Here is a 12,332-nt window from a genome sequence, read left to right as displayed (position 1 = left end):
CCGGCGGCGAACGCAGGAAAGGTTGCTGACGCCATGGCGCGCATGACCATGATCGAGGCGATCCGCGACGCCCATGCGGTGAAGATGGCGGAGGACGACAATGTCGTCGTCTTCGGCGAGGACGTCGGCTATTTCGGCGGCGTCTTCCGCTGCACGGCCGGGCTGCAGGAGCGCTTCGGCAAGAACCGCTGCTTCGACGCTCCGATCAACGAGAGCGGCATCGTCGGCACCGCCATCGGCATGGCGGCCTATGGCTTGCGGCCGGTCGTCGAGATGCAGTTCGCCGACTATGTCTATCCGGCCTACGACCAGATCGTCTCGGAGGCGGCCAGGCTGCGCTATCGCTCGGCCAGCGATTTCACCGCGCCGATGGTGGTGCGCATGCCGACCGGCGGCGGCATTTTCGGCGGCCAGACCCACTCCCAGTCGCCCGAGGCGCTGTTCACCCATGTCGCCGGCCTGAAGACGGTGGTGCCGTCCAACCCCTACGACGCCAAGGGCCTGCTGATCGCCGCCATCGAGGACAACGACCCGGTGATCTTCCTGGAGCCCAAGCGGCTCTATAACGGCCCCTTCGACGGCCATCACGACCGGCCGGTCACGCCTTGGTCGAAGCATCCGCTGGGCGAGGTGCCCGAGGGGCGCTACACCGTGCCGCTCGGCAAGGGCGTGGTGCGCCGCGAGGGCGCCGGGGTCACCGTGCTGGCCTATGGCACCATGGTGCATGTCGCCATCGCGGCGGCCGAGATGGTCGGCGTCGATGCCGAGATCCTCGACCTGCGCACCCTCGTGCCCCTCGATCTCGACCTAATCCGGCAATCGGTGGAGAAGACCGGCCGCTGCGTCGTCGTCCACGAGGCGACCCTGACCTCGGGCTTCGGCGCCGAGCTCTGCGCCCTCGTCGAGGAGAATTGCTTCTATCACCTCGAGGCGCCGATCCTCAGGGTCGCCGGCTGGGACACGCCCTATCCGCACGCCCAGGAATGGGACTATTTCCCCGGTCCGGCGCGGGTCGGGGCGGCCCTCAGACAGGTCATGGAGGGCTGATCATGGGCACCTACACGATCAAGCTGCCGGATGTGGGCGAGGGCGTCGCCGAAGCCGAACTCGTCGAATGGCACGTGAAGATCGGCGATGTGGTGCGCGAGGACGCGGTCCTTGCCGCCGTGATGACCGACAAGGCGACGGTCGACATTCCCTCGCCGGTGGACGGCACCGTCGCCTGGATGGGCGGCGAGATCGGCGAGACGCTGGCCGTCGGATCGCCGCTGGTGAAGCTCACCGTCGACGGGGAGGGCGGCACCAACGAGCCCGACGAGAACCCCGACGAATTGGTCGCGACAAGCGACGACGCCCCGCGTTCGCCCTCGGCCGAGCGGGCGCCGGGACCTTCCGACCGCAAGGCCGCGACCGGCGACGACGATGCCGCCAAAGCGAACGAAGCGTCCGCAGATAAGCCGGCAAAGCCGTTGGGTGGCGGTTCCTCTGGGGCGTCCCGGTCGACACCGGCACGGCCCAAGGCGCAGCGGCCCACGTCCACCTCGCCGGCGCGCAAGCCGGGCGAGCGGCCGCTGGCCTCGCCGGCGGTGCGGCGCCGGGCCATGGAAGCCGGCATCGATCTGCGCCGCGTCGCCGGCAGCGGTCCGGCGGGTCGGATCGGTCAGGACGATCTCGACGCCTATCTGGACGGCGGCGGTACCGAGCCGTCCGCGGGCGGCGGGCTGCAGCCCGACAGTTCGGTCACCGAGATCAAGGTGGTCGGCCTCAGGCGGCGCATCGCCGAGAAGATGGCGCTGGCCAAGAGCCGCATCGCCCACATCACCTATGTCGAGGAGATCGACGTCGAGGCGCTGGAGGATCTGCGTGCCGCGATGAACCGCGACCGCCGCGAGGACCGGCCGAAACTGACGCTTCTGCCCTTCCTGATGCGGGCCATGGTCATCGCCATCCGCGAGCAGCCGGCGCTGAACGCGCTCTATGACGACGAGGCCAACATCCTGCACCAGCATGGCGGCGTCCATATCGGCATCGCGGCCCAGACCGGCGCCGGGCTGGTCGTGCCGGTGGTCCGCCATGCCGAGGCGCGCGACCTGTGGAACTGCGCCGGCGAACTGGGCCGGCTCGGCGAGGCGGCGAAGTCCGGCACCGCCAAGCGCGAGGAGCTGTCCGGCTCGACCATCACCATCACCTCCCTCGGAGCCATGGGCGGCATCGTCACGACGCCGGTGATCAACCATCCGGAAGTCGCCATCGTCGGCGTCAACAAGATCGAAATCCGTCCGGTCTGGGACGGCACCCGCTTCGTGCCGCGCCGGCGCATGAATCTCTCCTCCAGCTTCGACCACCGGGTGATCGACGGCTGGGACGCCGCCCGCTTCGTCCAGCGCATCAAGGCACTTCTGGAAACCCCCGCGATGATCTTCGTCGAGGAGCGGCCATGACCGACATTTCCTGCCAGCTCCTGGTGATCGGCGCCGGCCCCGGCGGCTATGTCGCCGCGATCCGCGCCGGCCAGCTCGGCCTCGACACGGTGATCGTCGACGACCGCAAGCCCGGCGGCACCTGCCTGAATATCGGCTGCATCCCGTCCAAGGCGCTGATCCACGCCGCCGACGAATATTTCCTGCTGCGCGAAGCCGCCCGCGGCGCCGCGATCCCCGGCATCCGTGCGGCCGAGCCGAGCCTCAACTGGGGCGAGGTCGTCGACTGGAAGGACGGCATCGTCAACCGCCTGAACAACGGCGTCACCGGCCTCCTGAAGCGGGCCAAGGTGAAGCTCGTTTCCGGCCGCGCCCGCTTTCTCGACGGCAAGACGGTCGAGGTGACGGGCGAGACGGGCACCCAGCGCATCGCCGCCGAGAATGTCGTCATCGCCACCGGCTCGGTGCCGGTCGAACTGCCCTCGCTGCCCTTCGGCGGCAAGGTGATCTCCTCGGCCGAGGCGCTGAGTCTCGACGCGCCGCCGGAGCGCCTGGTGGTGGTCGGCGGCGGCTATATCGGTGTCGAGCTGGGCACCGCCTTCGCCAAGGCCGGATCGACGGTCACCATCGTCGAGGCGACGGCGCAGATCCTGCCGCTCTACGATGCCGAGCTCGTCCGGCCGGTGCGCGCGCGGCTCGAGGCGCTCGGCGTCGAGATCCTGACCGAGGCAAAAGCCATGGGGCTGGCCGGCGAGGGGGGCGACCTCGTCGTGGAAGGCGCCGATGGCAGCGAGCGCCGGCTTGCCGCCGACCAGGTGCTCGTCACGGTCGGGCGCAGGCCCTTGACCGACGGCTGGGGCCGCGAGGAACTGGTGCTGGAGATGGACGGGCCCTTCCTGCGGGTCGACGAACAGCGCCGCACCGCCATGCGCGGCGTCTATGCCATCGGCGATGTCTGCGGCGAGCCGATGCTGGCCCACAAGGCGATGGCCGAGGGCGAGATGGTCGCCGAGATCGTCGCCGGCGCGCGGCTCGCCTGGGACAAGCGCGCCATCCCGGCGATCTGTTTCACCGATCCGGAGATCGTCACCGTCGGCTTGTCGCCAGAAGAGGCGAAGCGGCAGGGCCATGAGACCAAGATCGGGCTCTTCCCCTTCCAGGCCAATGGCCGGGCGATGACCCTTGCCCGCGACGACGGCTTCGTGCGGGTGGTGGCGCGCGCCGACAATCACCTGGTGCTCGGCATCCAGGCCGTCGGCGCCGGCATCTCCGAATTGTCGGCCGCCTTTGCGCTGGCGCTGGAGATGGGCGCCTGCCTCGAAGACATCGCCGGGACCATCCACGCCCATCCGACTCAAGGGGAAGGCTTTCAGGAGGCGGCCTTCAAGGCGCTGGGCCACGCCATCCACATCTGAGCGGGCCCGGGCGGGCCGGCTCTGCGTGCCGCTGTTTGATACCGGGTGCCGGCTGGTGTAGAGACCCGCCTTCGGGACGATAGCAGGCAAGGCCGGACATCATGGATCGCATTCGCATTCGCGGCGGCAACGAGCTCAACGGGACGATACCCATCTCGGGCGCCAAGAACGCGGCGTTGCCGCTGATGATCGCGTCGCTGCTCACCGACGACACGCTGACGCTGGAAAACGTGCCGCATCTCGCCGATGTCGAGCAGCTGATCCGCATTCTCGGCAATCACGGCGTCGACTATTCGGTGATCGGCAAGCGCTTCCGCCAGCAGCCGGGCCTCGGCCGCACCATTCATTTCGACGCGCGCAACATCGTCGACACCACCGCGCCCTACGAGCTCGTCTCCAAGATGCGGGCGAGCTTCTGGGTGATCGGCCCGCTTCTGGCGCGCATGCACAAGGCCAAGGTCTCGCTGCCGGGCGGCTGCGCCATCGGCACGCGACCGGTCGACCTGTTCATCGACGGCCTGCGGGCGCTGGGCGCGACCATCGACATCGATGCCGGCTATGCCGTGGCCGAGGCCAAGGGCGGCCTCGTCGGCGCGCGCTATGTCTTCCCGAAGGTCTCGGTCGGCGCGACCCACGTGCTGATGATGGCCGCGACGCTCGCCAAGGGCCAGACGGTTCTGGAAAATGCGGCGCGCGAGCCGGAAGTCGTCGACCTCGCCACCTGCCTCTCGGCCATGGGCGCCAGGATCGAGGGCGCCGGCACCGGCACCATCACCATCGAGGGCGTGCCGGCCCTGTCGGGCGCGCGCCACCGGGTGCTGCCCGACCGGATCGAGACCGGCACCTATGCCATGGCCGTGGCGATGACCGGCGGCGACGTGACCCTGACCGGCACCAATGCCCAGCTCCTGCAGACCGCGCTCGGCAGCCTGAAGGGCGCCGGCGTCACCGTCGATCCGGTCGAGGACGGTATCCGGGTCTATCGCAATGGCGGCGGCATCGCACCGGTGGACGTTGTCACCGACCCCTATCCGGGCTTCCCGACCGATCTGCAGGCGCAGATGATGGCGCTGATGACCCGCGCCGAGGGCACCTCGCACATCACCGAGACGATCTTCGAGAACCGCTTCATGCATGTGCAGGAACTGGTCCGCCTCGGCGCTAGGATCACCCTGTCCGGCCAGGTCGCGACGATCGAGGGCGTCAACCGCCTCGTCGGCGCGCCGGTCATGGCGACCGATCTGCGCGCCTCCGTGTCGCTGGTGATCGCCGGCCTCGTCGCCGAGGGCGAGACGACGATCAACCGCGTCTATCATCTGGATCGCGGCTTCGAGCGGCTGGAAGAAAAGCTGAGCGCCTGCGGCGCCGACATCGAACGCGTCTCGGCCGGTTGAGGATCGGGGGCCGGGCGAGGGTCGATCCGACGCCGTCGGCGCGCCCCTTGGCGGTCGTCCTCGACCGGCGCATATTGCTTTTTTTCGCGTTTGCCCCGATCTAAGGCACCGATCCCCATTCCGTCGCCGCATCAGTGCGGCGGTTCGTCTCGTCGCGAAGCCTGACGCTTCGCGCCCTCACACACGATCAAGGCACGACATCATATGGCAAAAGAAGAAGTTCTCGAGTTTCCGGGCACGGTGACAGAGCTGTTACCCAACGCGACCTTCCGGATCAAACTCGAGAACGAGCACGAGATCATCGCCCATACGGCGGGCCGTATGCGCAAGAACCGCATCCGCGTCCTGACCGGCGACAAGGTGCTCGTCGAGATGACGCCCTACGACCTGACCAAGGGTCGCATCACCTACCGCTTCAAGTAAGTCGGCAAGGGCATGAGTACCAAAGCGGCGCGCCCCGTGCTCGTTCTCGCCTCGGGTTCGCCCCGGCGGCTGGAGCTGCTTGCGCAGGCCGGTATCGAGCCGGACCGCCTGCTGCCGGCCGACATGGACGAGTCGCCGCTGCGCAACGAGCATCCGCGTTCGCTGGCGAAGCGCCTGGCCAAGGCGAAGGCCGAACTGGCGGTGCGCGCGCTGCGCGAGCTCGACGTGCCCGGTCCGCGCTTCGTGCTGGCGGCCGACACCGTGGTGTCGGTGGGCCGGCAGATCATGCCCAAGGCCGAACTGGCCGACGACGCGATCGCCAATCTGCGCACGCTGTCGGGGCGCACGCACCGGGTCTATACCGGCGTTGCGCTGGTCGGCCCGAGCGGCTCGCTGCGCCAGCGCCTGATCGAGACGCGCGTCCGCTTCAAGCGGCTGTCGCGCGAGGACATCGATTGCTACATCGCCTCGGACGAATGGCGCGGCAAGGCCGGTGGCTATGCCATCCAGGGTCTGGCCGGCAGCTTCGTCGTGCGCCTGATCGGCTCCTACACCAGCGTCGTCGGCCTGCCGCTCTACGAGACGCTCGCGCTGCTCGCCGGCGAAGGCTACGACATCCACAACCGGTGGAAGGCCGCAGCGGGCCAGACGGAAACGGCATGAACGCGATCGGTGCGAAGGTGACGCCGCTTCGTCCCAAGCGGCAATGCCCCGAATGCGGCAATCCGTCGGACCGGGCGAGCTATCCGTTCTGCTCGCCGCGCTGCAAGGCGATCGACCTCAATCGCTGGCTGAGCGGCAGCTACGTCATTCCCGGGACCGAGGAAGAGCCCTCGGCGCCGGACACCGGCGAAGAGAACTGACGGCGGCGCGCGTCGTTGTGACGATGGCCGAAGCCAGACGGAACGGGCCGGCGATCCCTAGTCCTTGACCGACCCCACCAGCACGGCATTGCCGTCCTCGACGCGGTTCCAGCGGCCGGGATCGGCGACGCTCTGGCGCTTCAGGAAGCGGTAGGGCGTGTCGCGCCAGGCCACGACCCGGCGATCGAGATTGTCGAGGATGAACTCGCCGCGCTGGGTCCTGAGCGTCAGGATGGCATGGCCTTCGCCATCGCGCTTGCGCACGACGGTGAGGAGCAGATTGCCCAGATCGATCCCCGTGCGCTCGTGCAGGATCTTGCGCTTCAACAGGGCGTAGTCCTCGCAGTCGCCCTCGTTGCTCTCCGGGGGATAGGTCCAGCGCTCCTCGACCCCGTAGAGCTCGTGATCCGACTTGGCGGTGATGCGGCGGTTGATCTCGGCATTGGTCTCGGCCACCGCGCTGATCAGCTCGGGCGTCAGCTTGACCGGCTCGACGGTCTGGCCGGCCACGCGGTCGCTGTCAGGGCGGCATTCGTCGGGATGGGTATGGCAGAACAGCCGGTGTCCGACCGGCGGCGTCGTGGTGACCCCGACCACCATGAACGGCCCGCGTGCTTCCGCCATGACCGATCCGGTCTGTACTGTCAGGCAAAGCAGTATCGTGGCGCCAATCGCGCGTATAGACCCCATCCGTACCCCGCTCGGACGAACAACCCTCTCTGGTCTCGATGGTGTTGGGGATGCGGAAAACTGTCAACGCGACCGGCGTTGCTGCGGCGCATCATTTTCCAGCCACGCACAAGCTGCAGCCGATTTCCGGATGGAAACGACAGCACGAACAGGCGTTTGGGTGCGACCCGTAGCAGGCTAATCGACGGAAACCATGGGGCTTTCTCGATCCGGCCGCTGGCTTTGTGACAAATTCACAACAGCCCGGAGGCGAACGCCTTCGCGGGTGCAGAATCGGTGGAACCTTTACGCGCCGTCGCGGAACGCGGTCACGAGATCGGTCGCCGCGCGGCCGATCAGGGCCAGATCCTGCGGCCGGGACAGTCGGTGATCGCCGTCCTTGACCAGTGTCATGATCGTTCCGGAGAAGGGCAAATGGGTGACCAGCTCCATCGCATGGGAGAACGGCACGTCCTTGTCGGCCATGCCCTGGATGATGGTTACCGGGCAGCCCGTCTCGATCAGGTCGGTCATCACGAGATTGTCCCGGCCGTCCTCGAACAGGGCGCGGGTGTAGAGGTCGGGCTCCGGCGAATAGTCCGACGGCTTGGTCAGCACGCCGTCGCGCGCCAAAGCCTCGCGCTGTGCGGCGTCGAGCTTCGGCATCATCAGCTTTTCGGTGAAGTCGGGGGCCGGGGCCAGCAGCAGCAGCCCGGCGATCCGTTTGCGGTCGCCGGCGTCCCGCGCCATCTGGGTCAGCCGCAGGGCGACCCATGCCCCCATGGACGAGCCGACGAGGATGGCCGGCCCGTCGACCGCGGCATCGATGACCGACTTCGCGTCCTCGACCCAGCGGCTGATCGTGCCGTCCTCGAAGCGACCGCCGGATTCGCCATGGCCGGAATAGTCGAGCCGGCAGAAGCCGAGGCCCTCGCGCTGCGCCAGTTCGGCGAGATACTCTGCCTTCGTGCCGCGCATGTCGGAACGGTAGCCGCCGAGCCAGACGAGGGTGGGGCCCGCGCCGGCCTGGGTGCGGTAGGCGATGCGCCGTGCGTCGGTGCCGACGGTCAGGGTCCGGGGCGTGTCGGCAGAGGGTTCGGCGCGCATGAAGATGATCCGTTCTGGTGACTCTACGGCGCCCGACGCGCCCGTCTGGGGCCCCCGGCGCATTTTCTCGACCCGCGGGGCGTGCCAATTGGCCCCGCCGATGCTATATACGCCCCACTGAAGGACCCGCATCGTGGGTGATCGTTGATCGGTTCCGCCGTTCGTTCGAGGAACCCGATCCGACGCCGCGTGTTGTCCCAGAGCCGTCTTGCGTCGTCAACAACAGGAGTCAACGACCATTCGCAGACCATTCCGTGCACCACCGACCCAGAACACGGGACCGCGTTCCAACAAGGATATTCGCGTTCCTCAGGTCCAGTTGATCGACGCCGACGGTGAAAACCGCGGCCCGACCGCGACCTCTGAAGCGCTTGCCATGGCTGAGGAAGCCGGCCTCGATCTCGTCGAGATCGTGCCGACGGCCAACCCGCCTGTCTGCAAGATTCTCGACCTGGGCAAGCTGAAATACGAGACCCAGAAGAAGTCGGCCGAGGCGCGCAGGCGCCAGAAGACCATCGAGGTCAAAGAGATCAAGATGCGGCCGAACATCGACGAGCACGATTACGAGACCAAGATGAAGTCGGTCCGCCGCTTCTTCGACGAGGGCGACAAGGTGAAGGTCACCCTGCGCTTCCGGGGGCGCGAAATGGCGCACCAGGAACTGGGCATGCGTCTGCTCAACCGGGTTCGCGAAGAGACCGGCGAGATCGCCAAGGTCGAGGCCGAGCCCAAGCTCGAAGGCCGGCAGATGATGATGGTTCTCGCCCCGCGCGGCTGAGATCGATCGTCGATCGGTAAACATGCAGAAAAGCCGGCATCCCTCGGGGGCGCCGGCTTTTTCTTTGTGGGGTCTGGAATTGGACCCGTATGTCGTCGACGCGTGCCGTGCGGGGTTCAGCCGCCACAGCAGCCGGCGCTCAGATCGTGCTGGCTCTTGCCGATGACGGCGATCAGCCGGTCGAGACGCCTTGGCGGCGGTGCCCCGCACGGTTCGAGTCCGTTGCCATGGCCGCAGGGCAGAAGCGTAATCGGCAAGGGGGCGCCGTGGCGCAGGCCGTGAAGGCCGAGGGCCTCGCTGTCGCTGTCGCCGCCGACGACGCGTTCGACCGCGCGATAGAGCTGGCGCCGATCCCGCATTGTCGCGGGGCGCAGGGTATCGGTGTCACCGGGCGGCACGAAGAAGCGGCGCGTCGAGATCATGTCCTCCGCGGCCGTGTTGGCGGCAAGGATGGTGCGGCGGTCGGACAGAAGCGCGATCCCGAAGGGCAGCGGGTCCCAGCTTGCCTCGATCGTCTCCCGGTCCGGCTCGTCCGGGGTGCCGAGGCAGTGGGACACCAGGAAGGTGCGCCGCAGATCGTCGGCATTGCGCCGCAGCAGCGTGTGGATGGCCGTCGCATTCCGTTCTGTCGGGGTTTCGGGGCTTTCGACGAGGAGGAGCCAGGTCCATGGCGCGCCGTGGTGGAGGACCAGTCCGGTCGCCCAGGCGGTCTGTGATCGGGGCATTCCGAAAGGTTCGATCTGGCGGCTGTCGAACACCGCCCCCGCAACGAGGTTCGGCGTGCCGGGGGGCGGGCCGGTTTCACCGAAGCGGAAGACGGCCTGTTGGCCACCGAACGGCAAGGCGAGTTCGAGGCGCTCGGTGCATTGCGTCGCCACCCGAAGGAGCGTCGTCCGCGCGCCGGCGAACATCGCGTCGATGGCCTGTGTGACCCCGGCCCAGTTTTCCCGGCTGAAAGCGGCACATGGGAGTTGTTTGCGCAGCGTGTCGATACCGTGCGGAAACCGTATGAGGGTCATTGCCGTCCATTTCCATGCCCACCGGATGATTCCATCGTGTCCGGGATCTGGCAAGTAACTCAGTGAGGAAATAGCCCGAGTCAAGAATATTCCGTAGGGAGAGGACGGCGCCTCGCCGGCTGTCCCGGCCGGCTGCGGGGCTGTGAGGAACCCCGTTGCGGCGTCTTGCGCGGCGACGCGGATTTGCCTATAAGTGCGACGTTCAGATGCGAACCGGCCGGCAGGGCATGCCGTGGCGGTTCTCAATGCTGTCGCGACATCGTCACAGAGGCGACCCGGCAATCGGGAGTTCCGATTGCCCGCGGATTGTCGCGATCCTCACCAAGGAGAGCAAAATGCCCAAGATGAAGACCAAGGCCAGCGCCAAGAAGCGCTTCCGGATGACGGCCAATGGCCGCGTCAAGGCAGGCGCCGCCGGCAAGCGCCACGGCATGATCAAACGCTCCAACGACTTCCTGCGCGATGCGCGCGGCACGATGATCCTGTCCAAGCCCGACGAGCGGATCGTCAAGATCTACATGCCCTACAACCGCTAAGCGGCCCGGGCTTTTTAGAGAATTCAGGAGTTTAGATCATGGCACGAGTGAAACGGGGCGTTACGTCCCACGCCAAGCACAAGAAGATTCTGAAGCAGGCCGCCGGTTTCTACGGTCGCCGCAAGAACACCATCCGCGCCGCCAAGGCCGCCGTCGACCGGTCGAAGCAGTATGCGACCCGCGATCGCCGGGTGAAGAAGCGGAATTTCCGCGCCCTGTGGATCCAGCGCATCAACGCCGCCGTCCGCGAGCATGGCATGACCTATGGCCGCTTCATCGACGGCCTGAACAAGGCCGGCATCGAGGTCGACCGCAAGGTCCTGTCCGACATCGCCATCCACGAGCCCGAGGCTTTCGGTGCGCTGTGCGAGCAGGCCAAGTCGGCGCTTGCCTACCTCAAGGAAAGCGAATTTGACGGTGCCTACGAGCGCGCCGTTGGCGAGACGCGCGCGGCCTGAGGCCAGCGCAACTCTTGACGCTTACGGGCCCGCGCCGCACTGCCGCGCGGGCCTTTTCATGTCGGCGGGTCCGATCGGGCCGCGGTCCGGGCGCGTGTCGCGCGGGGATCTTCGGCGCACGGTCGTCCGGCCTTCGCAAGCAGTATGGGAGCAACGGATGAGCGATCTTCAGGCACTGGAAGCCCATCTCTCCGAACAGGTCGCGGCCGCCGCCGACGAGGCGCAGCTTGAGGCGATCCGCGTCGCCGAGCTCGGCAAGAAGGGCCGCATCTCCGAGCTCCTGAAGGGTCTCGGCAAGATGAGCCCCGACGAGCGCCGCGTCGAAGGACCGAAGCTGAACGGCCTGCGCGATCGCGCCCAGGCGCTGATCAATGCCCGCCGCGAGGAACTCGCCGACGCCGCGATCGCCGTGCGCCTGGCCGCCGAGCGGGTCGACGTGACCCTGCCGGTGCGCCCCAGCCCCGCCGCCCGCGGCCGCATTCACCCGATCAGCCAGGTCATCGACGAGATCACCGCGATCTTCGCCGACATGGGTTTCGCCATCGCCGAAGGGCCGGACATCGAGACCGACCATTACAATTTTACGGCGCTGAACTTTCCCGAGGGCCATCCGGCCCGCGAGATGCACGACACCTTCTTCCTGAAGCCGGACGCTGCGGGCGAGCGCAAGGTGCTGCGCACCCACACCTCGCCGGTGCAGATCCGCACCATGGAAACGACAAAGCCGCCGCTGCGCATCGTCATTCCCGGCCGCACCTACCGGCAGGATTCCGACGCGACCCATTCGCCGATGTTCCACCAGGTCGAGGGTCTCGTCATCGACAAGACCGCCAATGTGGCGAACATGAAATGGGTGCTGGAGGAGTTCTGCAAGGCGTTCTTCGAGGTGCCGTCGCTGAACATGCGGTTCCGGCCGTCCTACTTCCCCTTCACCGAGCCGAGCCTCGAGGTCGACATCCAGTGCGACCGGTCGAACCCGGGCGAAGTGCGCTTCGGCGAGGGCTCGGACTGGATGGAGATCCTGGGCTGCGGCATGGTGCATCCGAACGTGCTGCGCCATGGCGGGCTCGACCCGGACGAGTATCAGGGCTTTGCCTGGGGCATGGGCATCGACCGCATCGCCATGCTGAAATACGGCATGCCGGATCTGCGCGCCTTCTTCGATTCCGACGTGCGCTGGCTGGAGCATTACGGCTTCCGCCCGCTCGACATGCCGACCCTGTTCGGCGGCCTGTCGACGTGACATTGAT

Annotated in this window: 14 protein-coding genes; 11 read left to right on the top strand and 3 right to left on the bottom strand. The window is 67.4% G+C overall.

Features of this window, described 5'->3' with window-relative positions; all coding sequences use genetic code 11:
- Positions 1-33: 33 nt before the first annotated feature.
- The 7 genes from H9Q09_RS03180 (at position 34) to yacG (ending at position 6,515) form a co-directional block, all read left to right on the top strand.
- The gene (locus H9Q09_RS03180) at positions 34-1,047 is read left to right on the top strand and encodes an alpha-ketoacid dehydrogenase subunit beta (RefSeq protein ID WP_024349575.1); all 1,014 of its coding nucleotides are present in this window, start codon (positions 34-36) and stop codon (positions 1,045-1,047) included.
- Positions 1,048-1,049: 2 nt separating this feature from the next.
- Positions 1,050-2,441 (top strand): dihydrolipoamide acetyltransferase family protein, encoded by a 1,392-nt coding sequence (locus H9Q09_RS03175; protein WP_187389871.1) that lies wholly within the window; start codon positions 1,050-1,052, stop codon positions 2,439-2,441.
- Positions 2,438-3,835, top strand: coding sequence for a dihydrolipoyl dehydrogenase (lpdA, locus tag H9Q09_RS03170; protein WP_187389870.1), 1,398 nt, complete (start codon positions 2,438-2,440; stop codon positions 3,833-3,835). The genes H9Q09_RS03175 and lpdA overlap by 4 nt, the downstream gene beginning before the upstream one ends.
- 101 nt (positions 3,836-3,936) lie before the next feature.
- Entirely contained in the window at positions 3,937-5,229 is a 1,293-nt protein-coding gene (gene murA / locus H9Q09_RS03165; RefSeq protein ID WP_187389869.1) for a UDP-N-acetylglucosamine 1-carboxyvinyltransferase, read from the top strand.
- Between the two features lie 204 nt (positions 5,230-5,433).
- Positions 5,434-5,652 (top strand): translation initiation factor IF-1, encoded by a 219-nt coding sequence (gene infA / locus H9Q09_RS03160; RefSeq protein ID WP_024349579.1) that lies wholly within the window; start codon positions 5,434-5,436, stop codon positions 5,650-5,652.
- 12 nt (positions 5,653-5,664) lie between these two features.
- Positions 5,665-6,315 carry a Maf-like protein gene (locus H9Q09_RS03155; protein WP_029702811.1) on the top strand — a complete coding sequence of 217 codons (651 nt, stop codon included), beginning with the start codon at positions 5,665-5,667 and terminating at the stop codon, positions 6,313-6,315.
- Complete coding sequence (gene yacG / locus H9Q09_RS03150; RefSeq protein WP_024349581.1) at positions 6,312-6,515, top strand: DNA gyrase inhibitor YacG; 204 nt, start codon at positions 6,312-6,314, stop codon at positions 6,513-6,515. The genes H9Q09_RS03155 and yacG overlap by 4 nt, the downstream gene beginning before the upstream one ends.
- A gap of 57 nt (positions 6,516-6,572) precedes the next feature.
- Here the strand turns inward: yacG and H9Q09_RS03145 are convergent, their stop codons facing one another.
- Together H9Q09_RS03145 and H9Q09_RS03140 are read right to left on the bottom strand one after the other, a co-directional pair.
- On the bottom strand, positions 6,573-7,139 hold the full coding sequence (locus H9Q09_RS03145) for a transglutaminase-like cysteine peptidase (RefSeq protein WP_246715982.1): 567 nt from the start codon (positions 7,137-7,139) through the stop codon (positions 6,573-6,575).
- 351 nt (positions 7,140-7,490) lie between these two features.
- Complete coding sequence (locus H9Q09_RS03140) at positions 7,491-8,291, bottom strand: alpha/beta hydrolase (RefSeq protein ID WP_187389867.1); 801 nt, start codon at positions 8,289-8,291, stop codon at positions 7,491-7,493.
- A 238-nt stretch (positions 8,292-8,529) separates the two neighbouring features.
- Here H9Q09_RS03140 and infC point away from each other — a divergent pair, with 238 nt between their 5' ends.
- Positions 8,530-9,069 (top strand): translation initiation factor IF-3, encoded by a 540-nt coding sequence (gene infC / locus H9Q09_RS03135; protein ID WP_024349584.1) that lies wholly within the window; start codon positions 8,530-8,532, stop codon positions 9,067-9,069.
- Between the two features lie 116 nt (positions 9,070-9,185).
- On the opposite strand, the gene H9Q09_RS03130 is transcribed toward infC, so the two are convergent.
- Positions 9,186-10,172 (bottom strand): hypothetical protein, encoded by a 987-nt coding sequence (locus H9Q09_RS03130; protein WP_187389866.1) that lies wholly within the window; start codon positions 10,170-10,172, stop codon positions 9,186-9,188.
- Between the two features lie 251 nt (positions 10,173-10,423).
- Here H9Q09_RS03130 and rpmI point away from each other — a divergent pair, with 251 nt between their 5' ends.
- The 3 genes from rpmI to pheS all read left to right on the top strand — a co-directional run bounded on the left by rpmI (position 10,424) and on the right by pheS (position 12,325).
- Positions 10,424-10,624, top strand: a complete 201-nt coding sequence (gene rpmI / locus H9Q09_RS03125; protein ID WP_009210962.1) for a 50S ribosomal protein L35 — start codon at positions 10,424-10,426, stop codon at positions 10,622-10,624.
- A 38-nt stretch (positions 10,625-10,662) separates the two neighbouring features.
- A complete protein-coding gene (rplT, locus tag H9Q09_RS03120) occupies positions 10,663-11,082 on the top strand; it encodes a 50S ribosomal protein L20 (protein ID WP_009210961.1) in 420 nt (139 codons plus the stop codon).
- Between the two features lie 157 nt (positions 11,083-11,239).
- The gene (pheS, locus tag H9Q09_RS03115; RefSeq protein WP_024349586.1) at positions 11,240-12,325 is read left to right on the top strand and encodes a phenylalanine--tRNA ligase subunit alpha; all 1,086 of its coding nucleotides are present in this window, start codon (positions 11,240-11,242) and stop codon (positions 12,323-12,325) included.
- Positions 12,326-12,332 lie beyond the last annotated feature (7 nt).

It is taken from the genome of Aurantimonas sp. DM33-3, from assembly GCF_014334315.1.
GTDB lineage: Bacteria > Pseudomonadota > Alphaproteobacteria > Rhizobiales > Rhizobiaceae > Aurantimonas > Aurantimonas coralicida.
The sequence above is the reverse complement of the archived record's forward strand: the minus strand, read 5'-3'. Positions and strand labels throughout refer to the sequence as shown.